This is a genomic window from Pseudarthrobacter sp. LT1 (assembly GCF_035621795.1).
In the GTDB taxonomy this organism is placed as follows: domain Bacteria; phylum Actinomycetota; class Actinomycetes; order Actinomycetales; family Micrococcaceae; genus Arthrobacter.
The window spans coordinates 2482460-2506611 of the sequence record NZ_CP141830.1; the positions used below are offsets into that span (position 1 = coordinate 2482460).

A 24152-nucleotide genomic window follows, 5' to 3' on the forward strand; every position below is an offset into this window, starting at 1 on the left:
CCAAGGCCGCTGCACACCGCGCCCATATATGAAGTCAGCACCACTTGCACCTCCGAAGGAACAGACTGTGGCAGAAAACGCACGTGATCACAGGGACGGCCAGGGCCGCTCCGAGTACCATGGCGTCCCCGCCAATGCGCTGCCGCTCACGGCCAGCGAAGACCGCCAATGGGCCACGCTCGCGCATTTCGGCGGGATCCTGGGGTGCGTCCCCTCGCTGCTGATCTACCTGATCTTCCGTGACCGCGGGCCATTTACCGCGCAGGAATCCAAAGAAGCGCTGAACTTCAGCCTGCCGCCCACCATCGCCGCTGTGCTGGCCAACATCCTGGTGTTCATCCCCTATGTGGGAAACATCTTCGCGGTCATCGCCACTCTGATCTGGGTGGCGCTCACCTGCTTCTCCGTGGCAGCAGGGATCCACGTCAACAAGGGCCAGCCGCACCGCTACCAGTACAACCTGCGCTGGATTAAGTAGCCGCTCAGAGCTGCGGGGCCACTGGCCCCGCAGCGCGGATCCGACGGGTGTCCCGCCCAGTCAGTCGGGCAGGATACGGCGGACCACCGCGTCCGCCAGGAGCCTGCCCTTGAGCGTGAGGACCAGACGGCCCTGGAAAGCAGCGACGGGCTCCACCAGGCCGTCAGCGATCAGGCCGGCCACTTCGTGCCGGCCGGCAGAGCTAAGAGTGGACACTTCAAGCCCTGACTGCAGGCGCGCCTCCAGCATTACCCGCTCCAGGTTTCTGGTCCCGGCATCCAGGGTCTCCCTGCCCGCCGCAGGCGAATGCCCCTGGGCCAGACGGTTCGCATAGGCGGACGGGTGCTTCACGTTCCACCAGCGCACCCCGCCCACGTGCGAATGTGCGCCGGGGCCGATGCCCCACCAGTCGTCGCCACGCCAGTAGGCCAGGTTGTGGCGGCACGCGTGCTCCGGGCTTCGCGCCCAGTTGCTGACCTCATACCAGCCGAGTCCGGCTTCGGTGATGAGCTGGTCGGCGAGTTCGTACTTGTCGGCGTGGTCGTCGTCGTCAATTCCCGGCACCTCGCCGCGGCGCATCTGGGCGGCCAGCTTGGTCCCGTCCTCGACAATCAGGGCGTAGGCGCTGATGTGGTCCGGCTGGTAGGAGAGGGCAGTTTCCAGGGAGTGGCGCCAGTCGTCCAGCGACTCCCCCGGTGTGCCGTAAATCAGGTCCAGGCTGACGTCCAGTCCGGCCTCCCGCGCCCACTGCACCACCTGCGGAACCCTGCTGGGCGTGTGGGTGCGGTCCAGGACCCTGAGCACGTGCGGGACGGCGGACTGCATGCCGAAGGAGACCCTGGTGAAGCCCGCATCCTTGAGGACGGCGAGGGATTCGGGGGTGACCGAATCGGGGTTGGCTTCGGTGGTGACCTCGGCGCCGTCCACGATGCCCCACTGGTCGATGGCAGCGCGAAGGATCAGGGCGAGGTCATCTGCCGGCAGCAGGGTGGGCGTGCCGCCCCCGAAAAAGACCGTGCTGAGCTTCCGCTGCGGCAGCCCGGAACGTGCCATCACGGTGCCGGCCAGGGACACTTCCGACACGGCGGTTTGGGCGTAGGCATCCTGTGAGGCGCCGCCGCCCAGTTCCGTGGCGGTGTAGGTGTTGAAGTCGCAGTACCCGCAGCGCACGGCGCAGAACGGGATGTGGACGTACAGGCCAAAGGCCCGGGCCGCCGCACCGTCCGCTGCCTGTGGAGGCAGCAGACCGTCCGACGGCGCCGGGTCGCCGAGGGGAAGGACGCTGGGCATCAGCGGGTCCCCGCCTGCGCGGTGGTCACTTCTTCTTGGCCTTGTCCTTTGATTCGTCGGTGGTGAGGGCGGCGATGAACGCTTCCTGCGGAACCTCCACCGTTCCCACCATTTTCATGCGCTTCTTGCCTTCTTTTTGCTTCTCCAGCAGCTTGCGCTTTCGTGAGATGTCACCGCCGTAGCACTTGGCAAGCACGTCCTTGCGGATGGCCCGGATGCTTTCGCGGGCGATGATCCTGGAGCCGATGGCCGCCTGGATGGGCACCTCGAACTGCTGCCGCGGGATGAGTTCGCGGAGCTTTCCGGTCATCATCACGCCGTAGGCGTAGGCCTTGTCCCGGTGGGTGATGGCACTGAAGGCATCCACTTGTTCGCCCTGGAGCATGATGTCGACCTTCACGAGGTCGGCAACCTGCTCGCCGTCGGCCTTCCAGTCCAGGGAGCCGTAGCCACGCGTTTTTGACTTCAGGATGTCGAAGAAGTCGAAGACGATTTCCGCCAGCGGCAGCCGGTAACGGATTTCCACCCGGTCCTCGGAGAGGTAGTCCATGCCGCCCATCACGCCTCGGCGTGACTGGCACAGCTCCATGATGGCGCCGACGAACTCGTTGGGGGCGAGGATGGTCGCGGAGACCATCGGTTCGCGCACCTCGGCGATCTTGCCCGTGGGGTATTCGCTGGGGTTGGTCACGCGGACCACCTTCTTGTCCTCCAGGGTCACCTCGTATTCCACGTTGGGTGCCGTGGAGATCAGGTCAAGGTTGTATTCGCGCTCCAGGCGTTCGCGGGTGATCTCAAGGTGCAGCAGGCCCAGGAAGCCCACACGGAAGCCGAAGCCCAGCGCAGCAGAGGTCTCCGGTTCGTACACCAGCGCGGCGTCGTTGAGCATGAGCTTTTCGAGGGCGTCGCGCAGTACCGGGTAGTCGGCGCCGTCCAGGGGGTACAGGCCGGAGAACACCATGGGTTTGGCATCGGCGTAGCCGGGCAGCGACTCGGCGGCCGGCTTGGCCAGGTTGGTGACGGTATCGCCGACCTTGGACTGGCGGACGTCCTTCACACCGGTGATCAGGTAGCCCACTTCGCCAACGCCCAGGCCCTTGGAGGGTGTGGGTTCCGGGGAGCTGACGCCGATTTCCAGGAGTTCGTGCGAGGCCCTGGTGGACATCATCTGGATGCGTTCACGCGGGTGGAGCATCCCGTCCACCACGCGCACGTAGGTGACCACGCCGCGGTAGGTGTCGTAGACCGAGTCGAAGATCATGGCACGGGCCGGCGCATCGGGGTCGCCCTTCGGCGCCGGCAGGTCGCGGACGATCTTGTCCAGGAGGGCTTCCACGCCAACGCCGGTTTTGCCGGACACCCGCAGGACATCCTCAGGATCGCCGCCGATCAGGCTGGCCAGCTCGGCTGCGTACTTTTCAGGCTGCGCCGCCGGCAGGTCGATCTTGTTCAGGACCGGGATGATGGCTAGGTTGTTTTCCATGGCCAGGTACAGGTTCGCGAGCGTCTGGGCCTCAATGCCCTGGGCTGCGTCCACCAGCAGGATTGCGCCCTCGCAAGCCGCCAGTGACCTGGAGACCTCGTAGGTGAAGTCCACGTGTCCCGGGGTGTCGATCATGTTCAGCGCGTAACTGACACCGTCCACCTCCCACGGCATGCGGACGGCCTGGGACTTGATGGTGATGCCGCGTTCGCGCTCGATGTCCATCCGGTCCAGGTACTGGGCCTTCATGTCGCGCGCCTGGACCACCCCGGTGGATTGCAGCATACGGTCAGCCAGGGTGGACTTGCCGTGGTCGATATGCGCGATGATGCAAAAGTTCCGAATAATTGCCGGATCTGTCGCGGCGGGCACCGGTGCGGTGCGGGCCATGGGAGACACGCAGGGTCCTTACTGTTGGCTTTTCTGCAGCCATCCGCCAGGCACGCGAAAGGCGCCTGCGGTCCAGCCGCACATCTTTAACGTCCAGTGTCCCACGTCCGCGACCCCGCCACCGCATCCTGGCCGACTTGTGCACACTGTTTCAGCGGCAGCCCCGCCGATAGGCTGTCGGGATGGCCATTGATCTCCGCTCCCTGGGAAACGCCGTCCGCCGCGGCCTGCGCATGCTGCAGAAACGGCCCGTGGCCCCACGGCCGGTCCAGGACCAGCGCCCGGGCGGCAATTGGCGCGCCGCCGGCGAAGGTGTCCCGGCCGAAGCGGCGGCCTATCCCGGCGATTACCGCGGCCGCGCCTCCGTCCGTTACGCCCCGCAGCCCGACGGCGACCCCGATCCGGGCGAGGTGGTGTGGGCCTGGGTGCCCTATGAGGAGGATCACGGCAAGGGGAAGGACCGGCCGGTGCTGCTGGTGGGGCACAACGGCCCCTTCCTCCTGGGGCTGATGCTGACCAGCAGGGACAGGGTTCCTGCCGGGACGTCGTCCGCGGACTACGTGGATCTCGGCTCCGGGGGTTGGGACAAGCAGGGCAGGGCAAGTGAGGTGCGGCTGGACCGTATCCTGCAGATCCGCCCGGACAGCATCCGGCGCGAAGGCGCGGTATTGGACAAGGCGCGCTTTGAAAAGGTGGCGTCCGGGCTTCGGCGGCGACACGGATGGGACTGACCCGCTGAAATGGCCAGAGCGGCCGCTGACCTGCTAGTCTTTATTGCTGTGTGTCCGTGCAGGTCGACGGTCACTGATGGTTGGCCGCCATAGGTATCCCCACGCCGCTCAGTCAAGGCCAGCCTGAAAGCCCTCTAGACCATTTCCGCATTACAAAGAGAGTTCACACGTGGCGAATATCAAGTCCCAGAAGAAGCGCATCCTGACCAACGAGAAGGCCCGCCTGCGCAACAACGCAGTCAAGTCTGAGCTGAAGACGGCCATCCGCGCCGTCAACACCGCTGTTGAGTCCGCTGACAAGGAAGCTGCTACTACTGCGCTCGTTTCTGCCAGCCGTAAGCTGGACAAGGCTGTCAGCAAGGGTGTTCTGCACAAGAACAACGCAGCGAACCGTAAGTCGGCGATCTCCAAGAAGGTCAACGCACTCTAAGGTTTCCAGTTCCCACGAACTGATGGTGTGGCCGGTACCCTCGGGTACCGGCCACACGCTTTTAAGCGGCCAGTCCGGCGAGCCGCGGCAGCACGCCGTCGAATGCCACCGGGACGTGCCGAGCCGGACGCGAAGAGCGTCCGGGCCTGTTGGGCGCTGCGGGGGCTATCTGCCCTGGACGGACATGGCAATCACGGTGACGGCGTGCTCCACGGCGTACACCGGATCCCTGGACAAGCCCTTGACCTGCGCGTCGGCTTCCGCCGTGGCCTGGATGGACCGCACCAGGCCTTCAGGGGTCCAGCGCCGTACGTCGCGCTGCGCCTGCTCCACCAGCCAGGGCTGCATGCCCAATTCCGCAGCGATCTGCGCGGACGGACCGGAGGCGCCCGCCACCCGTGCAACCGTCCGCAGCTTCGATGCAAGTGCAGCCACCAGCGGTACCGGGTCAGCGCCGGTGGCGAGGGCGTGGCGCAGCGTCGACAGTGCAAGGGGGGCATTGCCGGCCATGGCCGCGTCGGCCACCTTGAACGCGGTGGCTTCGACCCGTCCGCCGTAATACTTGTCGACGGTGTCAGTGGTGACCGTGCTTCCCGCGTCGGCGATCAGCTGGGCGCAGGCGGCAGCGAGCTCTGACAGGTCTGCTCCCACGGCATTCACCAGGGCCTGCACGGCGTCCTGGTTGATCCGGCGTCCGGGCGCCTTGAACTCCGCGGTGACGAACTGGACCTTGTCCGCGTCCTTCTTCAGCGGCTGGCACTCTACTACCGGCCAGCCCCCTTTCCTGACGGCATCGAGGAGCTTTTTGCCGCGGACCCCGCCTGCGTGGCGCAGCACGACGACGGCGTCCTCCTCCGGGTGCTGCAGGTAGCCGAGGGCATCGGCAAGGAAGGCGTCATTCATCCCTTCCACAGCCTCCACCTCGATCAGCTTGCTCTCGCCGAACAGGGATGGACTCACCTGCATGGTCAGGGTGCCGGCCTCGTAGCCGGCCGCGTTGATGCGGCTCACCTCCACGTCCGGTGCGGCCGCCCTGACCTGGGACCGGATCCTGTCCATCGCCCTGATTCCCAGGTACTCTTCCGGACCGCTCACCAATACGATCCGGGCCGGGGTTACGTCCCGCCAGGAGGCTGTGTTGGACGCTTGGGAGCGGGGTGCCCGCTTTTGCGCAGCGGCCATCGGCAGTTCCTTCCGGAGGTTTTATTGCAGTATCCCAGCCTGCCACGTCTGTGCCCGGGGTCCAAGCTGCGGACACCGCGGAAGCGATGCAGGCGCACCTCCAGCAACTCCAGGAATACGACAGTTCCTGCGTGCGCCGTCCGGACCCAGCGGATGAGGCGGAGCGGCCTGGCCGCCGCCCCGACGACGGCCAGGGACAGGACCGACAGCAGCACCATGGACAGGATCCCCGGCACCCCTTCCGGCCATGGGAGCGCAGACCCCGGCAGCTGGGCTGCGATCCTGGCCGTAGCCGCGACGCCCGCGCTGAAGGTCCCGGCAACGGCTATCAGCGCTGCGGCGCCCCACGGCAAAACGACCACCAGGGGCACCGCTGCTGTTCCCAGCAGGGTCACGGGAGCCACCAGGGGCGAGGCGACGACATTGGCCGCCAGGGAATAGGTTGAAAACTGGGGTTGCAGGAGCACGATGACGGGCCCGCACAGCAGCTGGGCGGACAACGGAACCGCTACCGCGGCAGCGAGCCACCGTGGGACCGCCGCGGGAATCCAGCTGATGATCCGCCGGCCTATAAGAATGATTCCCAGTGTGGCCAGGACAGAAAGCAGGAAGCCAAAACTCGTGCCAAGAGCCGGATCCGCCAACAGCAGCCCCAGGACAGCCAGGCAAAGGAAGCTCAGACCGCGCCCTGAACGTCCACCGGCCAGCGAGGCGACGCCAATGGCTCCCATCAGCGCTGCCCGCAGAACGCTGGCATCAGGCCCCACCAGGACCACGAAAAGGGCCAGGCCGCCAAGGGCAGCAGCTGCGGCAGGGGCACGTGGTAGCCGGAACCACCGGCACAGCAGCAGCAACGCCCCCAGCACCAGGCTGCAGTTTGCCCCGCTGACTGCCGTCAGGTGCGTCATGCCAACCGCTTTCATGGCGTTGTTCAATCCCTCATCCAGCGCACTGGTGTCACCGGTGACCATCCCCGGGAGGAGCCCGCGGGCATCCGGTTCGAGGAAAGCCGAGGCAGAAACGAATCGGCCGCGGAGCTCCCTGGCTGACTCTTCCAGCAGTGAGCCACCCGAGGGCTTGCCTGGAGCCGTCGAAGCGGCCAGGTTTCCCGCCTCCTGCCCTCCGGGGTCTGCCGGCCGCAGCTTGCCGGCAGCCCGGAGCGTCTGCCCCAGCACCACCCGCCCCACCCCTGCCCGCCCATCACCACGAGCCGGGCGCGGGTGCGAACCAGGATGCCACCCGTTGTCACTTCCCGCGTCCACACCGGGACCGACCACCTCCCCGCCGCCCCTCCGGGTCCGGCCAGGGCCCGCGGGTTTCCGGCTACCTCGACAATGACGACGGCCGACTTTCCGTCCACGATGGCCTCAGCGAGCGGCCCCTCGAACCGCTGGCTTGAGGTTGTCGCGGAATGGGCTGCCGCCGCGGCGGCCAGCATCAGGGAGACGCCCAATGCTGCCCGAAAGCTTCGGCCCCGGACACCGAGCCTCCATCCCGGCCCCGAAGCGCGGGCGGCGGCACGCAAGCTTCCCCTCCGTCCTCCCTTCGCGGCGCGGGCCAGGAAAAGGCCGCCAACTGCCGCAAGCGCGCAGCACACGGCGGCCAGCCACGGGGGCGGCAGCCAGAGCCCCGCCACCGAGGCAGCCCACACCGAAACTGCGGGGAGGGCAAGCCGGAGGTCCGTGCGGCGCCGCGGTCCCACATGGCCGGAGTCACTTTCCTCCCGCTCGTGGCCGCTTTCAACCAGCCGCCTGAGAGCGCGGTCCAGGCACTGCGCCCAATAACTTTTCACGTCCGCGGCTTTCAGGGGCCGGCCCTTCAGGGACCCGACCTTCAGGGGCCCACCTTTCAAGGGCCCGCGGCGGCGTACGGGCAGACCTGGCGGTTGCAGGCGTGCCAGTCCCACCGACGGTGGGACTGCTCCGGGACGCGAACAGGATCCGGACGGTTGCGTTGTCAATGGGTGCACCCTCCGTGCGGGACCCCCGTTGTCTGGCCCCCGGCCGGGCCCCTGCACCGCCGAGTCCACGAACCGGTTCCAAGGACTCGTGGCTCCCTCTCCCCCGGCGGGGCCTCCCCGCCTTTCCGGGCCGTCGGGCCTGCCTGTGCTGCTCCTTCCGCTTGCCATCCGGGATGCCTTAGACCGTCACAAGGGGCAGCAGGGCCTCGAGCAGCTTCGGCCCGACGCCATCCACCGCGTCCAGTTCTTCGACGCTTTTGAAAGGTCCATGGTCTTTTCGCCAATCCACGATCCGCTGGGCTAGTACCGGACCGACTTTGGGAAGCGTGTCCAGCATGGCAACGTCAGCGGTGTTGAGGTTGACCTTCTCGCCCGCAGTGCTGCCTCCTGACCCCTGTGTTCCGGTAGTGTCCGCGCCGCTGCCGCCGGAGCCAGGGGCGTACGGCGGCGCGGTAGCCGGCTCGCCCTGCAGCGGGACGACGATCTTCTGGCCGTCCTCCATCACGAGTGCAAGGTTGAGCTGGTTGGCGTCGGCCTCCGGTAGTGCTCCGCCCGCAGCGGCAATGGCGTCCTCAACGCGGCTTCCCTGTTGAAGCCGTACTACTCCTGGTTTGGCCACGGCACCGGCCACATGGACCACCAGCAGGGCCGCAGGGGCGGACTCCGCGTGGTGTGGCCCGGCATCCGGTTGATCTGCTTCGGCCTCATGTGGGGTATTCCCCCTTTCCTGGGTTTCGGCGGTTGTCCCGGAACCAACGCCTGCCAACGGCAGGACTTCCGGTGCGGCAGCGGCTGCCTGCCACCAGAACCAGGCGCAGGCGGCGGCAGCGAGGGCAGCCAGCAGCAGGGCAACGCGCAACCCCACCCGCCAACGCAGCGTAGGCGCAGTACTGGACGTGCATTCCGGACCAACGGCGCCTGGAGCCCCACTTGTTTCTGCAGGCCCCCGGTACTCGAAACCGCCCAGGCCCAGGTCGTCCTCCGAAACCCCTGCCGTTGCCTCCCCCAAGGCGGCCTGCAGCCTTGCCCTCACAGGCCGCGCCTGCTGACCTGTTGCTGCAGCGTCCCGGCGTGACATAGCTCCACCCTAAGAATCCTGCCCGCTGCCCGGCAGGCGCCAAAGCCCCTATGTGGAAACTTGGGGCCCCGACGCCCGATTGCCAGAAGCAATCAAGGACGACCGAAAGCAGCATAATTTCCTGATCTCCGCAGCAAACTGGTATCTGGTTTGTGACATCAAGCTGCAGCCTCATCAACGGTCATGGCCCCCTGCTTCCCGGTCCAGCCCCGCCGCCGATGCCGCCAGGCCCGAATGACCTCGGCGCCGCCACGGGCCAGCAGTTGAGCCTCGAAGGCGTCCACGTGCGGGAGCAGCTAGTAGCGAAGCTACTGCTGGACTACCGAATGCATACGGTGAGTCAACGTTTCTGCGCCCGTGGCTTAGGGCTTCCAGGGAGTGATCCGGACACTGGTGAGGGCACGGTCCCCGGATGGATTCATCCTGGCTGAGGCACAGACGCTGAAGGCGTAGCGCGTCAGGGCGACGTTGATACATCCTGGCATTCGCACCGGCCAGAGCCGGGCAAAGCTGCCAGAACAGCCCGCGGTAATGCTGTGGTACTCCCCCAAGTTGTGACAGAGCGGGAGCCTGCGACGGGTCACTGCGCGCGGTTTAGCAACACGTGGCTGCTCAATACTGCGCGACCGCGGAAAGCATGACCGCGCCGGTCACCACCGCCATTGCGAGGGAGGCCAGGGTGATTGTCCAGCTGAGTACCGAGCGTTCTTTGTGATGGATAACGCTGACCAAGCCGAGCACCGCTGTGGCCGCAGCAGGGGCTATGACTGCCTGACCGAACCCGTACCAGACCCAGTTGAAGAACGGATACTCCATCATCGGCCCGAGCGTGATCCACGCGATAAGGGTCGCTACGACGGTGATGGCAGCGAAGAGCAGGCTCCAGCGCCCGGACTCTGAGCGGGGTGTAATTGTGATGGACATTTCTTCTGCCTAGGGGTGTGGTGTAAACAGGCTGATGAAAAATGCAAGGTAGAAGTACGCCAGCTGCGCCGGCCCGGCGACCAGTGCGACGACCGAAAGCACTGAGCGCTCCCGGTAACTGAACATGGCCGCCAGTGCCAGCGCTGGTCCGGACATCGCTATTGCCGGGCTCAGGGCAGCCCATGGGCTGTACTGAAGAACCTCACCGACTGCAAGAAAGGCCGCGGCCCACCACCCGAGGGGTGTCGTGGGCAGGAACCGTGTCACTGCGCTTTCAGCCCGGAATCCCGCGAGAATACCCAGCACCGCCGCCGCAGTGAGAGCAATGGTCCCGGCGAAGATGAACACGTCGGGGGTCACGGGCATCTGTGTGCCCGGTGAGAAAGCTACCGAGGCGGCAGCCATGATCGCGGCCGAAAGAACAAGGAAAGCAAGCGCGCAGTAGCCGAGCGCCGTGCGGATAAAGCGGTGCTTTCGCGCCTCGGCCGCGATCGCTGAGACGATGCTGAGAACAAAGGCACCGACGGCGACAGTAGCCCAAATGGCCGGCCCGGCGGGCGGAGGCCCCGACGGGAGAAAACAGGCCGTGAGGGCCACAATGAACAGCCCCACAGCCGTCCGGATAAGGGAGATACGCGGCACGGCACGCCCGGCTGCGTACGGGGACTGAAGCGGAACTGCCATCGGAGGCTCCAAATGTGGTGGAAATTCACCCTAAGAGGCGAACCGTGGGATGGGAAAACATTGCAGTGGACAATAAGGCCTTGTGCAGCCACATCACTGGTCGACTTCCTGCGGCCGCCTCTGAGGCTCATCGCGTCCTTAATAGAATGATTGGCTCGGCAACAAGCCCGGGATAGGGCTCAAAGACCTACCTCCCGGCAGGGTACTTCGCCGCATGATCGACGCCGATGCGGTGGGCCCGGACGCCAGTTTCATTGAGGACACCCTGGAACTGAGCCTGCTGGCCCCGGGACCTGTCACCGTTCCCGTGGACCGGCCCTTGAAGGACTACGAAATTGACCGGCTGTAGCCGGCAGAGCACTTGCCCAGGAGGCGCCCTTCAGGGTTGCCACACCACTGCGCTAATGTACTCTTCCGGCGAGAGGGGGCACCTCTGAGCCGCTCATGAAATGGAGCAACCCCCATCCGCCGGAGCAAAGTCCGGAGGTCCAGCAGACTGTCTCCCATGGTTCCGGCCCCAACTCCCTGCAGCGCTGGTGCTGCCAACCCGGCCATCCGAGGTGATCCGGTTACTGGCGTTTCACTGCCGCGTCGATAAACTCCTGCGCAATCTGCGACATCAGGCTGACGGCCTCTTCCTCGCTTATCGCCATCCCGGTGTTGGATCCCATGTCGAGAGACACCGTTCCGGAAAGGACCCTGAGTCCCACAGCCATGTTATTCCCGTTGAAGAATTGCCTGATCACGTAGGCCTTCTCCCCGATGTCCGGGCCGGGAAGAACTTCGATGGTGACCTTCTGGGGTCCAGTAGCTCCGGACAGCGTCTGGTCAAACAAGGCGCAGTGAACCATCAGCTCCTGGCTGTAATCAAAGTCGGCTCTCATGAGAACCTCCCGGGGGCCGCTTCTGACATCGAAGAAGATCATTCCGACTCCATGGTCGCCAAGGTTGAACACCTCCCCCAAGGCAAAGCCCATGGAGGGGTCCAACTGTGCCTCGTGCTGCCACGCCCTGTGGAACACGGTGCATTCTGGTGGTTCGGTGGGACCCAGCAGGGCCGACGGCGACGCAGACGCCGGTGGCTGGGTCATCAACGCGTACGATTTGCGCGCCATGGCCGTGTCCTCGGCTCTTCCGCCGTGTGGCTCAAGGACTTTACTGCTGATGGCCATGAGTTCCTGGTCCATGAAGACCCTGGGCGACGCCGTGGAGGGCTCCGCCGCGGGGGCCGTGCTTGTTACATCTGCACGCGTGGTACTGCTGCCGGTCTGTGAAGGCGTGTCAGCTGGCTGGCCGGACCCGCATCCGGTGAGGATTAACAGTGCAGCGAACAACATTCCGGCTCTTCTGAACCGACCGGCGCACCTGGGCTTTTGCACGGAGCTGGCTTCTCTGGCCATCCGGATCCCCTCCTGCGTGTACAGCTGTGGAGTTTGTTGGCGCAGCGCGCACAGGCTGGCCTAGAAGTCGATGCCCTTGACCAGGGTGACGAACTGTTCCTTGACCTGCTCTTCGCTGGACCCCTCCGGTGAGATCAGGATCTGCGCGGTGAAGATCGCCATGTTCGGCCCACGGGCGACCATGAGGGACAAAATCGTGACCGGAACATCGCTCGGGGGCCTAAGGGACTTCGGTCCGCCCGGTTCCGACCGGATGATGAGAGTTGCCTTGTCGCCAACGCCCTGGATGTTTTGGCCATCCGGCGGCAACGGCCCCGGGAGCGCAGCCGCACCTCCCTGATGCAGTTCGATGGCAAACACGAGCGAGTCCGGACCAGGTGTGCCCAACGCGCCAAAGCGGTACCGGCAGCTGCCCTCCCCCGGGAGAACCTGTGCCTGGGTGGTGGCACCGAAGGCCTGTTTGAGAGCATCAGCGCTGACCAACGCACAAACAGGGCTGTTTGTGGATGTCTGCGGACCGACAGATGGCGCCGGCGGAACACGAAGTTCAGTGCCGTTGCCCCACCCGGCCTCGACAACTGCCTGGGCCAGGGCGCGTGCCGACACGTTGCCGTCCGGTACCGGGGTTCCTGCTGCAATGGGTGGCATGGCCACGATGCGCAGGTCAAGGGACTCGTTGCCCCGGACGGCCTTGAGCACGGTGTTTGCCAATGCGCCTCCGGGCTCGCCGCGGAACCACCCCGTCCACTGCATGCAGGCGAAGTCCCCGATGCCATCCACCACAGAGCAGTCGGGGGCCTTTTTCGCGTCGGTGACGTCGGCGGCCGATGCGGGCGAGATGAGCGAGACGGAGAGCGCAAGGACCTTCTCGTACTTGCTCATGTAGCTGCACAGATAGGCCGGACTTCCCGCCGGCTTCCCGTTTTGCCCCATCTGGACCAGCCCGGGATCGACCTTGGCAGCGATGGCAGGAGTGATCAGGTCGCAGGCCGGGTTCCCTGATCCGGCTGGCTTGGCCTGGGTAGGCGACGAGGGGCTGCCACCCTGTGCGCATCCGGCCAGTCCGAATACCAGTGCGGCCAAGACCACTGGCAATGTCCAGGGAGCGCGGACTCCGGGAGCACGCATGATTTCCTCCGGCCTCTAACTGCCGTCCCGAACGGGAAAGTCGCTGATGGGGCGACGCTACGGACTCCCGCGAATGGCCGCCAGAGGCCAAGGACCCTGCAGTCAGTGCGGCATTAGGCCGCCCACAGTCACCCGCTCAGTTGGGGACCACACCGCCGTGAACCGTGGCCGACCTGCCAACGATCACCGCAAGGACCCCAAGGCCGGCGTGCGCTGCCAGGACCGCGGGAAGGGAGCTGATCTGTGCCGGAGGGCACTGTGGAAGGGCCGCCTCCAGCCGCACCGCCAGGCTCTCCGCTTCCTCAGGATTGCCGAAGTGGTGGACGGCCAGGACCACAGAGTCGCCGGGATGCGCCTCCGCTTCCGCCACCACAATTTCCTCAAGCCGGGCCACAGCCCTGGCACCTGATCGCACTTTTTCCAGCGGAACTATCCTGCCGCCGTCGACCGCCAGGATTGGTTTGATGGCAAGCATGGTCCCCAGGAGCGACGCGGCCGCCCCGATCCGCCCGCCGCGGCGCAACTGCTCAAGGGTGGGCACGTAGAAGAAGACCTTGGTACGTGCTGCCTGGGCCGCTGCCGCAGCGGCCACCGCGGACCGGTCACCGCCGGCTGACGCTGCTTCCAATGCTGCCTGTACAGCCATGCCCTGCGCCATGCCAACGGTTTCCGTGTCCACCACGTCGACGGGAATACCCACCCTGGCCGCAGCCAGGCGCGCAGCGTCCGCGGTGCCGGAAAGTCCGCCCGAGATGTGGACCGAAACGATCCCTTCGTATCCCCGGAGTTCAGCGGCCCGGTAGGCCTGCTCGAACTGCCCCGGCGACGGCCTGGACGTCTTGACCGCCGTCCCCGCGGCCAGGGCCACCGCGATGGTCTCCAGGATGTCGTCTTCGCCCTCACCGTAGATTTCAGCGCCGACCATGACGGGCATCGGAGTCACCGTCAGGATCCCGTCCCGCGGCAGTCCGGCAACGTAGTCCGCCGGCAGGGCAGCAGCCGAGTCCGTGACGACGGCGGTGCGGGCGACAGGGCTGCCACCCGGACGCTGTGTTCCCGGCCGGGCCGCAGGACGGAGGCCCGACAGCCGGGCACGGACCCAAGGCCAGGCGGCGGCGTTACTGTCGGGCAAGGGGCCTCCTGGAGACGCTGTCCGGCTCAACCGGCGCCGGCCGCCGGAAAGTTTCCGGCGGCCGGTGCATCACTGCGGGTGCAGCAACTATGCCGGAACGATGTTGACCAGCTTAGGCGCACGGACGATCACCGTGCGGATGCCCCGGCCGTCCATGGCGCGTTGGACGTTCTCCGACGCCAGTGCCAGTTCGCGCAGCTGGTCTTCGGAGACGTCCGGGGACACCTCCAGCCGGTCGCGGACCTTGCCCTGGACCTGGACGACGGCGGTGACCGTGTCCTGGACCAGCAGGGCGGGGTCGTGGGACGGCCAGCCGGCGTTGGCAACCGATGCAGGGTGGCCCAGCAGGTTCCACATGTCCTCGGCGGTGTACGGCGCGAACAGGCTGAGGATCACGGCAACCGCCTCTGCGGCTTCGCGGACTGCGGGATCCGCTGCGCCCGCACCGGAGTCGATCGCCTTGCGGGTGGCGTTGACCAGCTCCATGAGTTTGGCCACCACCACGTTGAACTTGTTGGCGTCCAGCAGTTCTGCGGCATCGGCGATGGTGCGGTGCGTTACCGAACGCAGCCCGCGGTCTCCGGTTGCGGCGTCCACACCGGCATCACTGGTGACGTCCTGCGCCAGGCGCCAGGCCCTGGCCAGGAACTTGGCGGAACCGGACGGCGACACGTCGGCCCAGTCCACGTCGTCCTCGGGCGGGGACGCGAACACCATGGTCAGGCGGACAGCGTCCACGCCGTACTTGTCCAGCTGCTCGCCGAGGTCAACGCCGTTGCCCAGGGATTTGCTCATGGCCTTGCCGCCGTTGAGCACCTGGCCCTGGTTCAGCAGCGCGCTGAATGGTTCGTCGGCATCGATCATGCCGAGGTCGTGGATGACCTTTGTGAAGAAGCGGGCGTAGAGCAGGTGGAGGATGGCGTGCTCCACGCCGCCCACGTACTGGCCCACCGGCATCCAGTCATTGATCTTCTGCGGATCGAAGGGCCCCTCGGTGTAATGCGGCGACACGAAGCGCAGGAAGTACCAGGATGAGTCCACGAACGTGTCCATGGTGTCGGTGTCCCGTTTCGCGGGCCCGTGGCAGGTGGGGCATTCCACGTTGACCCAGGACTCCGCCGCAGCCAGCGGCGAGGTGCCCTTCGGTGCCAGGTCCTCACCGCGGAGGTCCGCGGGCAGGGTAACCGGCAGCTGCTCATCGGGAACGGGGACTTCACCGCAGGACGGGCAGTGGATGATGGGGATGGGGGTGCCCCAGAAGCGCTGGCGGCTCAGCAGCCAGTCCCGGAGCCGGAAGTTCACGAACTTCTCGCCGGTACCCTGCTGTTCCAGCATGGCAATGGCGGCAGGGATGGCCTCAGCCTTGGGCAGGCCGTCCAGCTCGCCGGAATTGATCAGGGTGCCCTCGCCCGCTGTCGCGGTGCCGGACACAGCCGGATCCTCCTCGCCGGTGTCCAGGACCGCGCGGACCGGCAGGTCGAAGGTCCTGGCGAAGTCGAGGTCGCGCTGGTCGTGGGCCGGGACGGCCATGATGGCGCCTGTGCCGTAGTCCGCCAGCACGTAGTCGGCGGCCCATACGGGCAGCTTCTCCCCGTTCAGCGGGTTGATGGCATAGCGGCCGGTGAAAACGCCGGTCTTCTCGCGTTCCGTGGACTGGCGTTCGATCTCGGAGAGTGCCTTGACCCGTTCGCGGTATTCGTCCAGGGCGGCAGCGTGCTCGTCCGTGACAAGTTCGACGGCGAGTGGCGCGTCGGCGGCGACCACAAAGAAGGTTGCGCCGTAGAGAGTGTCCGGCCGGGTGGTGAACACCGTGACGTCCTTGGCGTCCTTGCCGCCGTCGGCCTCGATCACGAAGTTGACGTGCGCACCCTCGGACCGGCCGATCCAGTTCTTCTGCATGGCCAGGACACGTTCGGGCCAGTGGCCGCGGAGTTCGTCCATGTCGTCCAGCAGCCGGTCCGCGTAGTCGGTGATCTTGAAGTACCACTGGTTCAGGGACTTCTTGGTGACGGTGGTGCCGCAGCGCTCGCAGGCGCCATTGACGACCTGCTCGTTGGCCAGGACGGTCTGGTCCTTGGGGCACCAGTTGACCGGGGAGTTCTTCCGGTAAGCAAGGCCGCGCTCATAGAAGCGCTTGAACAGCCACTGCGTCCAGCGGTAGTACTCGGGATCAGAGGTGTGCAGGCGGCGCGACCAGTCGGCGGAGATGGCGTACCGCTTGAAGGAGGCCGCCTGGGTGTCGATGTTGGCGTACGTCCACTCGCTGGGGTGGGCGTTGCGCTTGATGGCGGCGTTCTCCGCGGGCAGGCCAAAGGAGTCCCAGCCGATGGGATGCAGGACGTCGTAGCCCTTCTGCCGCAGGTAGCGGGCCACCACGTCGCCCATGGCGAACGCCTCGGCGTGGCCCATGTGCAGGTCGCCGGACGGGTACGGGAACATGTCAAGCACGTAGCGGCGCTCCCGCGACCCGTCGTCCACCGGGGTGAAGACCTTGAGGTCATCCCACACCTGGGGCCATTTGGCCTCCATGGCGGCGAAACTGTAGGTGCCCTCTTCAGGCTCCGCCGATACTGTTGTTGTTCCGGTCTCTGTCTCCGGCTGAACGCCCACTGCTGCCCTCTTCTGTTCTGTTACGGCATCTGTGCTGCCATAACGGCCTGATCCTCCTGCTGCCGGCCCGGCGCCATGCCCCGGACACACAAAAGCCCCTCTCCATGGAGGGGCTGCCGCTCAGCTGTCCGATTATCGGAGCCGGCGGCTAACTAAGCAGAAGGATCGCACGCATGGATCTACTTTAGCGCACCGGCACGTCCCCCGCCTCAGCCAGGCCGAACGGCCCGTTGCACTGGCCGGGGCAAGCGCGCATGATCGTCCCACAACGTTGGGAGGCGGCACACCATGTCAGAAGCAACCACCGCCGGCCCTGCTGAAGGACAGCCCCTCTCCCTCTGGCTGGCAACCGCCGGCACCACTGACTTTCCGGGCCTGCGCGGCACCGTGGAAGTGGACGTGGCAGTCATCGGTGGAGGCATCGCCGGGCTGACCGCAGCGCTGGCCCTGAAACGTTCGGGCCGCTCGGTGGCAGTCCTGGAAGCCGGCCGGATCGGCACCGGCGTCACTGGCCACACCACGGGCAAGGTGACGTCCCTGCACCGCCTCGCCTACACGGATCTGCAGCGCAGTCATGGCGTAGCAGCGGCCAGGAGCTACGGATTGGCGAACCAGGCGGCCGTGGAATACATCGGTGCGGTGGTGGACGCTGAGAACATTTCCTGCGGTTTCCGCCGGGTCGCCAACTACACCTTTGCTGCAGGCCATGATGCGCTGCCGCAGGTGCGGGCAGAAGCCGGGCTTGCGGCGGACCTCGGCCTTCCGTCAACGTTCACCGTCGACGTTCCCCTGCCGTTTCCCGTGGCCGGTGCCGTACGGTTTGACGGCCAGGCCCAGATCCATGCCGTCCAGTACCTCCAGGGGCTCGCCGGAAGGGTGGACGGGGACGGCAGCTTCGTCTTCGAACGCACCCGCGCGCTGGAGCTGCGCGAGGGCAGTCCCGTCACGGTGGCCGCCGCCGACGGAACCGTGCTCGCCCGGGATGCGATTGTGGCCACGAACGTTCCCTTCGCCGACCACGGCCGGTTCGAAGCACTCTGCCAGCCGCACCGCTCCTACATCGTCGCCGCGCCGATCGGCACCCCTCCCCTGGACGCCACCTTCATCAGCGCGGATGAGCCCATGCGTTCGCTGCTGACGGTCCGCCTCAACGCGGTGACGTACCTGCTGACGGGCGGCGAGGGCCATCCCGCGGGCGCGCACGTAGACCCGGCACCGCGCCATGCCAGCCTGGCCCGTTATGCGCGCCTCCAGTTCGGGGCCGGCGGCGCGGCTTACCGTTGGTCCACCCAGGACGCGCTGCCTCTCGACGGTCTGCCCTATGCGGGGCCGTTGAACCCGGACAGCCGGCACGCCTTCGTCATCACGGGCCTGCGCAAATGGGGCCTGACGAACGGTACGGCCGCGGCGCTGATGCTGGCGGATCTGCTCAACGGCACGCCCAATGAGTGGGCGGCCCTGTTTGACAGCAACCGTGCGACGTCGCGGACCACCAGGGTGGCAGCGCCACCAGCAGCGCACGGGGACACCGTTCCCGGGAAAGGGACCACACAGCGGACAGCGGACCTTCTTCCCGGCGACGGCACTGTCATTGAAACGGACGGGACCAGCACGGCGTGCTACCGGGATCCTGCGGGACAGATCCACGCGGTGTCCGCGATCTGCACCCATCTTGGCTGCACTGTCGGGTTCAACCGGGAAGACCGCACGTGGGACTGCCCCTGCCATGGCTCCCGGTTCGATGTTGACGGCAAAGTCATCCAGGGGCCGGCAACCGAGGATCTCCCTGTGCGCCCGGCGCCGTGACGTGCCCGCGTGCTGCCGCCCGCACCCTGCCTGGCCCAAATCCAGGGAACGTCCGCCGGACATGGCAGGGGCCGCCCTGCAAGGAAAGGCAGGGCGGCCCCAAAGGTGTGAAGGACGCTACCTGACGTCCTCGTCCACCCACTCCATGGACTTGGTGACCGCCTTCTTCCACAGCCGCATCTGGCGTTCCTGCTCAGCCTTCTCCATCTGCGGCTCCCAGCGCTTGTCCTCGGACCAGTTGGCCGAGCACTCGCCCAGGTCCTTCCAGAAGCCAACCGCCAGGCCTGCCGCGTAGGCAGCCCCCAGCGCCGTGGTCTCAATGACCTTGGGACGGATGACCGGGACGCCAAGGATGTCCGCCTGGAACTGCATCAGGGCGTCATTGGCAACCATGCCGCCGTCGACCTTCAGCTCGCTCAGCGGCACGCCGGAGTCCGCGTTGACCGCGTCCAGCACCTCGCGGGTCTGGAACGCGGTGGCTTCCAGCGCTGCCCGGGCGATGTGGTTCTTGTTGACGAACCGGGTCAGGCCCACAATCGCACCGCGGGCATCGGAGCGCCAGTACGGGGCGAACAGGCCGGAGAACGCCGGGACGATGTACACGCCGCCGTTGTCCTTGACCGACGCGGCAAGGGTTTCCACCTCGGGGGCGCTGCTGATCATGCCCAGGTTGTCACGCAGCCACTGGACCAGTGAACCGGTGACGGCGATGGACCCTTCCAGGGCATAGTGCGGTTTGGCGTCGCCCAGCTTGTAGCCCACCGTGGTGAGGAGCCCGTTCTTCGAGTGGACGATTTCCTCGCCCGTGTTGAAGATCAGGAAGCAGCCGGTGCCGTAGGTGTTCTTCGCTTCGCCGGCGTCAAAAGCGGCCTGGCCGAAGGTTGCGGCCTGCTGGTCGCCCAGAATGCCCGAAACCGGCGTTTCGCGGAGCAGCTGGGAGCTGTGGACGGTGCCGTACACCTCGGAGGAGGACTTGATCTCCGGCATCATGCTGCGCGGCACGCCAAAGATGCCGAGGATCTCGTCGTCCCACTGCAGGGTTTCAAGATCCATGAACAGGGTGCGGGACGCGTTGGTGACGTCGGTGACGTGCACGCCGCCGTCGACGCCGCCGGTCAGGTTCCACAGGACCCAGGCGTCGGTGTTGCCGAAGACCAGGTCCCCGGCCTCTGCCTTTTCCCTGGCGCCGTCAACGTTGTCCAGGATCCACTTGATCTTGGTGCCGGAGAAGTAGGTTGCCAGCGGCAGGCCCACCTTCTGTTTGAAGCGGTCTGCTCCGCCGTCCTTGGCCAGCTGGTCCACGATGTCCTGGGTGCGCGTGTCCTGCCACACGATGGCGTTGTAGACCGGCTTGCCCGTGGTCTTGTCCCACACGACGGCGGTTTCGCGCTGGTTGGTGATGCCGACGGCGGCAATATCGTGCCGCGTCAGGTTCGCCTTTGAGAGGGCCGAGCCGATGACCTCGCGGGTGTTGTTCCAGATCTCCGCAGCATCGTGCTCCACCCAGCCGGCCTGGGGAAAGATCTGTTCGTGTTCCATCTGGCCGGAAGAGACGATGGCGCCGCTGTGGTCGAAGATGATGGCACGGGTGCTGGTGGTGCCCTGGTCAATGGCGATTACGTACTGGTTCATAATGACGTCCTTGTCTTGTTGTTCGAACTGGGTGCCGGGGGTTTAGGAAGCGGCGGTGACGATGATCGGGGCGATCCGGGCAACAACTCCGGCCAGGGCGCCGCCGACAAGCGGACCCACCACCGGAATCCAGGAGTAGCTCCAGTCACTGGAGCCCTTGCCCTTGATGGGGAGCACTGCGTGGGCGATGCGGGGTCCGAGGTCGCGGGCGGGGTTGATGGCGTAGCCGGTGGGCCCGCCAAGGGAGACCCCGATGCCGACCACGAGCAGCGCAACGGCGAGCGGGCCGAGCCCCGAAGGGGTACCACCGAGGGTGAGGATGACGAAGACCAGGACAAAAGTGCCGATGATCTCGGTGATCAGGTTCCATGGTGTGGACCGGATGGCAGGGCCGGTGGAAAAGGTCCCGAGCTTGCCGGCAGGCTCCGGCTCGTCATCGAAGTGCTGTTTGTAGGCCAGCCAGCAGACCACGGCACCGAGGAACGCGCCCAGCAGCTCGCCTCCGAAGTAGGTCAGGGTGGAGGCGAAGTCGACGGCGACTCCCGGAGCGTATTCGGGCTTGCCGTTGAGCAGCAGGCCGAGGGTGACGGCCGGGTTGAGGTGCGCGCCCGACTTGGCGGCGACGAAGACACCCGCGAAGACGGCGATTCCCCACCCCCATGTGACCATCAGGAAACCGCCGTTGTTGCCTTTTGTCCCCCGCAAAGCCACGTTGGCAACGACGCCGCAACCCAACAGGGTCAGCATGCCCGTGCCAAAGACTTCGGAGAGGAAGACTATTCCTAGAGACATCTTTGACTCCTTCTTTGTTTAGTTGTCGGTCCTCCGCGGGTGAAGGACCGTGGGGCCGGGACGCTGGCGCGCCCCGGCCGGCTGCCTGGCCTTAAGAGACCAGGCTGTGCGTTTCCACGCGGTGGAAACGCTGCAGCACGTCCTGGGCGTGCTTGATCTCAGCGGCGCGGGCCGCCGCGTCCCACTTGAGCGGGACGGACAGCACCTCCGCCACTTCGTTGAGGAGTTCACCGGTCACGAGCCCCCGGAAGGCCAGTGAGGTACGCCGGATGAGGACATCCACCAGGTGCCCCACCTGCTCGTTTGCCGCCATGAATTCCAACTCGCGGACGCTGAGCTCCCGGGTGGACCGCAGCGCCTGGTCGGGTTCGGCGTCGAGGTATTCGATCACGGCTTCGGCCCGGGTCCCGTAGCGGGTCAGCAGGCCGGCCGTTCGGTCTGCGTCGCGGCCGTCGGCCATGTGGGCCTTGATCCACTTCTGCACGCCTGCCTCGTCGGCAGGGAAACCGCCGCCGCCGCCGATGGGGAGCTGCGCCGTCGAAAGCTTCCGCTGCACGCCGAGCTCGGTGAGGACCTCGTTGGTCAGGTGCTCTGAGAGGGCGCGGAAGGTGGTCCACTTGCCGCCCACCAGGCTCAGCACGAGTGCCCCGGTTCCGTTTGTTCCGGAGGCGCGGCGTTCGATGCGGTAGTCGCGGGATACGAAGCCCGGCTGGGTGGCGTCATGGCTCGGCAGGGGGCGCACACCCGAGAACGTGTAGACGATGTCGTCAGGCGTGACGTCAATGGACGGGAACACGTGGCCGATGAGGTCGAAGAAGTAATGGATTTCCTCGTCGGTGCAGATGGCGTCTTCCGACATGTCCGCGTCGACGTCCGTGGTGCCCACCAGCACCCGGTCACCCATGGGGTAGATAAGGACAATCCGGCCGTCGGTGTGCTCGAAGAAGATCTCCCGGCCGCGGCAGGCGGCGAGGAGGCCCGGGTGGTCCAGCACGATGTGGGAGCCCTTGGTGCCGCCCATGAAGGCCGACGCCGCGCCCATGGCCTCATTGGTCAGGTCCACCCACGCCCCGGTGGTGTTCACGATGATGTCAGCCGTGAAATCGAACTCTTCCCCGGTGAGTTCATCGCGGAGCCGGACGGTGCTCCCCCGGCCGGTCCCCGGGTTGGGGGTGGAAGACATGGACTGCAGCGAGAGGTAGTTGCTGGCGCGGGCCGTGTCACCCTGCGCGCTGGTGCCCGTCACGTTGCTTGCGCGGCCGGCCTTCTCGCCGTCCTGGAGGACGTCGAGGGTCAGCCGTTCAGGGTTGTGCACCGAGGCGTCGAAGTAGGTTGCGGTGTATTTGACGTCCGGCCGAAGGGCGGGAAGTTCCTGGAGGGCTGCCTTGTGGGTACGGAACTGATGCCGGGGCACCGTGCCGCCGTCCCGGGAAAACGAATCGTAAAGGCTGAGGCCCGCCTTGATGAGGAACGCACCGCGCTCCTTGGGCTTGCCCTGCTGTTTGTGGGTGAGGAAGCGCAGCGGCGCGGAGAGGATACCGGAGAAGGTGCTGAAGATCGGGATGGTCGTCTGCAGCGGCTTGACGTAGTGCGGGGCGATCTTCAGCAGCCGGTTGCGCTCCACCACGGATTCCCGGACCAGGCGGAACTCGCCGTTTTCGAGGTACCGGATGCCACCGTGGATCATGTGCGAAGACGCGCCGCTTGCGCCCTGGCAGTAGTCGCCGCGCTCCACCAGTGCAACGTCGACGCCCTGCAGTGCCAGATCGCGGAACGTGCCCACTCCGTTGATGCCGCCGCCCACCACCAGCACTTTTGCGTGCGGGCGGCGCCGCAGGCTGTGGACCGACGCGCGTTCGGCCCCTGGCCGGGGCGCAGTAACAGACGGTTGAACAGTTGAATCCTTGGGTCCCAAAACGACTCCCTTGGGGCTTTGTGTGATGCGGCCACCGCTGGTTGGCGCCGCCGTTCTGCTCTATTGTTTGGAGAATTGGAAAATGGAGTCAAGGACTATGCACAAACGTGCAGAACGGAAGTGAGATGGCACTTTCCCGGGACCAGGATGCCCTCCGAGCTGCACAAATGTACTATCTGCAGGACCTCACCATGGACGCCATTGCCCGCGAGCTGCGCACCTCCCGGTCCACCGTCTCGCGCCTCTTGTCCTCGGCGCGGGAGTCCGGCCTGGTGCAGATCCAGATCCGCAACCCGCTGGACACCGGGCCCGAACTTGAGGGCATGATCAGGCGCCGGTACAACCTGGATGTCCATGTGGTTCCCATCCTTGGGACGCTGAATGAAGCCGAGACCCTGGACCGGGTGGCCATGCAGGCAGCGCGGACCATCGGGCCCCTGGTGGACTCCAACGCGATCATCGGTGTGGCTTGGGGATCTACGCTCAGCGCGGTGAGCCGGCACCTCACCCGGAAGATCACCCACGACAGCGTGATCGTCCAGCTCAACGGTGCCGGGAACATGCACACCACGGGCATTACCTACGCGAGCGACATCATGCGCCGGTTCGGGAGCGCGTACGGGGCGCGGGTGGAGCAATTCCCCGTCCCGGCGTTCTTCGACCACGCCGACACCAAGACGGCCATGTGGAATGAGCGCAGCGTGCAGCGCGTCCTGGAACTGCAGGCCAAGATGAGCATCGCCATATTCGGCGTCGGATCCGTGCACGCCGACTATCCCAGCCACGTCTACGCGGGCGGGTACCTCGACGAGGACGACCTCAATGCCCTGGCCAACTCAGACGTGGTGGGCGACGTTGCCACCGTGTTCTTCCGGGCCGACGGGTCCTCTGACGGGATCGTCCTGAACGAGCGGTCCACCGGCCCTGCCCTCGCCCAGCTCCGGGAGGTGCGCCGAAGGATCTGCGTGGTGTCGGGAGTCTCGAAGATCAACGGCCTGCGCGGGGCACTGGCAGCACGGCTCGCCACGGACCTGATCCTCGACGAAGCCACCGCACGCCGGCTGGTGGATTACGAGGGCCTCACCAGCTGAAGTGGGTAGAGTCGTT

General features: G+C 66.2%; 20 protein-coding genes. 6 read left to right on the top strand and 14 right to left on the bottom strand.

What is annotated here, in order from left to right; translation table 11 throughout:
- Window positions 1–67: 67 nt before the first annotated feature.
- Window positions 68–478, top strand: a complete 411-nt coding sequence (locus VIK36_RS11665; RefSeq protein WP_141941485.1) for a DUF4870 domain-containing protein — start codon at window positions 68–70, stop codon at window positions 476–478.
- 60 nt (window positions 479–538) lie between these two features.
- Here VIK36_RS11665 and hemW read toward each other — a convergent pair whose 3' ends face one another.
- Both hemW and lepA read right to left on the bottom strand, forming a co-directional pair.
- Window positions 539–1768, bottom strand: a complete 1230-nt coding sequence (gene hemW, locus VIK36_RS11670) for a radical SAM family heme chaperone HemW (protein WP_324642026.1) — start codon at window positions 1766–1768, stop codon at window positions 539–541.
- A gap of 25 nt (window positions 1769–1793) precedes the next feature.
- Window positions 1794–3650 (bottom strand): translation elongation factor 4, encoded by a 1857-nt coding sequence (lepA, locus tag VIK36_RS11675; protein ID WP_043454334.1) that lies wholly within the window; start codon window positions 3648–3650, stop codon window positions 1794–1796.
- 173 nt (window positions 3651–3823) lie between these two features.
- Between lepA and VIK36_RS11680 the strand changes: the two genes are divergently transcribed.
- A complete protein-coding gene (locus tag VIK36_RS11680; protein WP_324642027.1) occupies window positions 3824–4372 on the top strand; it encodes a type II toxin-antitoxin system PemK/MazF family toxin in 549 nt (182 codons plus the stop codon).
- Between the two features lie 169 nt (window positions 4373–4541).
- On the top strand, window positions 4542–4802 hold the full coding sequence (rpsT, locus tag VIK36_RS11685) for a 30S ribosomal protein S20 (protein ID WP_018761400.1): 261 nt from the start codon (window positions 4542–4544) through the stop codon (window positions 4800–4802).
- Window positions 4803–4967: 165 nt separating this feature from the next.
- Here the strand turns inward: rpsT and holA are convergent, their stop codons facing one another.
- The 5 genes from holA to VIK36_RS11710 form a co-directional block, all read right to left on the bottom strand.
- Window positions 4968–5984: a DNA polymerase III subunit delta gene (holA, locus tag VIK36_RS11690; protein ID WP_324642028.1), complete on the bottom strand. Its 1017-nt coding sequence runs from the start codon at window positions 5982–5984 to the stop codon at window positions 4968–4970.
- Complete coding sequence (locus tag VIK36_RS11695; protein WP_324642029.1) at window positions 5918–7159, bottom strand: ComEC/Rec2 family competence protein; 1242 nt, start codon at window positions 7157–7159, stop codon at window positions 5918–5920. Before VIK36_RS11695 ends, holA begins: the two co-directional genes overlap by 67 nt.
- Window positions 7160–8122: 963 nt before the next feature.
- The gene (locus VIK36_RS11700; protein WP_324642030.1) at window positions 8123–9022 is read right to left on the bottom strand and encodes a helix-hairpin-helix domain-containing protein; all 900 of its coding nucleotides are present in this window, start codon (window positions 9020–9022) and stop codon (window positions 8123–8125) included.
- Window positions 9023–9634: 612 nt separating this feature from the next.
- Window positions 9635–9946, bottom strand: coding sequence for a hypothetical protein (locus VIK36_RS11705; RefSeq protein WP_324642032.1), 312 nt, complete (start codon window positions 9944–9946; stop codon window positions 9635–9637).
- Between the two features lie 9 nt (window positions 9947–9955).
- Window positions 9956–10558 carry a hypothetical protein gene (locus tag VIK36_RS11710; protein WP_324642034.1) on the bottom strand — a complete coding sequence of 201 codons (603 nt, stop codon included), beginning with the start codon at window positions 10556–10558 and terminating at the stop codon, window positions 9956–9958.
- Window positions 10559–10844: 286 nt separating this feature from the next.
- Here VIK36_RS11710 and VIK36_RS11715 point away from each other — a divergent pair, with 286 nt between their 5' ends.
- Window positions 10845–10979, top strand: a complete 135-nt coding sequence (locus tag VIK36_RS11715) for a hypothetical protein (RefSeq protein ID WP_324642036.1) — start codon at window positions 10845–10847, stop codon at window positions 10977–10979.
- A gap of 220 nt (window positions 10980–11199) precedes the next feature.
- On the opposite strand, the gene VIK36_RS11720 is transcribed toward VIK36_RS11715, so the two are convergent.
- From VIK36_RS11720 to leuS, 4 genes are all read right to left on the bottom strand, one after another.
- Window positions 11200–11817 (bottom strand): hypothetical protein, encoded by a 618-nt coding sequence (locus VIK36_RS11720; RefSeq protein ID WP_324642037.1) that lies wholly within the window; start codon window positions 11815–11817, stop codon window positions 11200–11202.
- 273 nt (window positions 11818–12090) lie between these two features.
- Window positions 12091–13119: a hypothetical protein gene (locus VIK36_RS11725; protein WP_324642039.1), complete on the bottom strand. Its 1029-nt coding sequence runs from the start codon at window positions 13117–13119 to the stop codon at window positions 12091–12093.
- A 175-nt stretch (window positions 13120–13294) separates the two neighbouring features.
- Complete coding sequence (locus tag VIK36_RS11730) at window positions 13295–14290, bottom strand: DegV family protein (RefSeq protein ID WP_255172297.1); 996 nt, start codon at window positions 14288–14290, stop codon at window positions 13295–13297.
- A gap of 87 nt (window positions 14291–14377) precedes the next feature.
- Window positions 14378–16900 carry a leucine--tRNA ligase gene (gene leuS, locus VIK36_RS11735; protein WP_255172298.1) on the bottom strand — a complete coding sequence of 841 codons (2523 nt, stop codon included), beginning with the start codon at window positions 16898–16900 and terminating at the stop codon, window positions 14378–14380.
- Window positions 16901–17188: 288 nt separating this feature from the next.
- On the opposite strand from leuS, the gene VIK36_RS11740 reads away from it, so the two are divergent.
- Complete coding sequence (locus tag VIK36_RS11740; RefSeq protein WP_324642040.1) at window positions 17189–18706, top strand: FAD-dependent oxidoreductase; 1518 nt, start codon at window positions 17189–17191, stop codon at window positions 18704–18706.
- 117 nt (window positions 18707–18823) lie between these two features.
- On the opposite strand, the gene glpK is transcribed toward VIK36_RS11740, so the two are convergent.
- The 3 genes from glpK to VIK36_RS11755 form a co-directional block, all read right to left on the bottom strand.
- Entirely contained in the window at window positions 18824–20338 is a 1515-nt protein-coding gene (gene glpK / locus VIK36_RS11745; protein ID WP_255172300.1) for a glycerol kinase GlpK, read from the bottom strand.
- 42 nt (window positions 20339–20380) lie between these two features.
- On the bottom strand, window positions 20381–21130 hold the full coding sequence (locus tag VIK36_RS11750) for an MIP/aquaporin family protein (RefSeq protein WP_159631930.1): 750 nt from the start codon (window positions 21128–21130) through the stop codon (window positions 20381–20383).
- Window positions 21131–21221: 91 nt separating this feature from the next.
- Window positions 21222–23045, bottom strand: a complete 1824-nt coding sequence (locus tag VIK36_RS11755; protein WP_324642042.1) for a glycerol-3-phosphate dehydrogenase/oxidase — start codon at window positions 23043–23045, stop codon at window positions 21222–21224.
- 125 nt (window positions 23046–23170) lie between these two features.
- Between VIK36_RS11755 and VIK36_RS11760 the strand changes: the two genes are divergently transcribed.
- A complete protein-coding gene (locus tag VIK36_RS11760) occupies window positions 23171–24136 on the top strand; it encodes a sugar-binding transcriptional regulator (protein WP_324645268.1) in 966 nt (321 codons plus the stop codon).
- Window positions 24137–24152 lie beyond the last annotated feature (16 nt).

Coding starts and splice junctions, on each gene's coding strand:
- hemW (WP_324642026.1), bottom strand. CDS start 1,768: ATGCCCAGCGTCCTTCCCCTCGGCGACCCGGCGCCGTCGGACGGTCTG.
- VIK36_RS11680 (WP_324642027.1), top strand. CDS start 3,824: ATGGCCATTGATCTCCGCTCCCTGGGAAACGCCGTCCGCCGCGGCCTG.
- holA (WP_324642028.1), bottom strand. CDS start 5,984: ATGGCCGCTGCGCAAAAGCGGGCACCCCGCTCCCAAGCGTCCAACACA.
- VIK36_RS11700 (WP_324642030.1), bottom strand. CDS start 9,022: ATGTCACGCCGGGACGCTGCAGCAACAGGTCAGCAGGCGCGGCCTGTG.
- VIK36_RS11705 (WP_324642032.1), bottom strand. CDS start 9,946: ATGTCCATCACAATTACACCCCGCTCAGAGTCCGGGCGCTGGAGCCTG.
- VIK36_RS11715 (WP_324642036.1), top strand. CDS start 10,845: ATGATCGACGCCGATGCGGTGGGCCCGGACGCCAGTTTCATTGAGGAC.
- VIK36_RS11720 (WP_324642037.1), bottom strand. CDS start 11,817: ATGGACCAGGAACTCATGGCCATCAGCAGTAAAGTCCTTGAGCCACAC.
- VIK36_RS11740 (WP_324642040.1), top strand. CDS start 17,189: ATGTCAGAAGCAACCACCGCCGGCCCTGCTGAAGGACAGCCCCTCTCC.
- glpK (WP_255172300.1), bottom strand. CDS start 20,338: ATGAACCAGTACGTAATCGCCATTGACCAGGGCACCACCAGCACCCGT.
- VIK36_RS11750 (WP_159631930.1), bottom strand. CDS start 21,130: ATGTCTCTAGGAATAGTCTTCCTCTCCGAAGTCTTTGGCACGGGCATG.
- VIK36_RS11760 (WP_324645268.1), top strand. CDS start 23,171: ATGGCACTTTCCCGGGACCAGGATGCCCTCCGAGCTGCACAAATGTAC.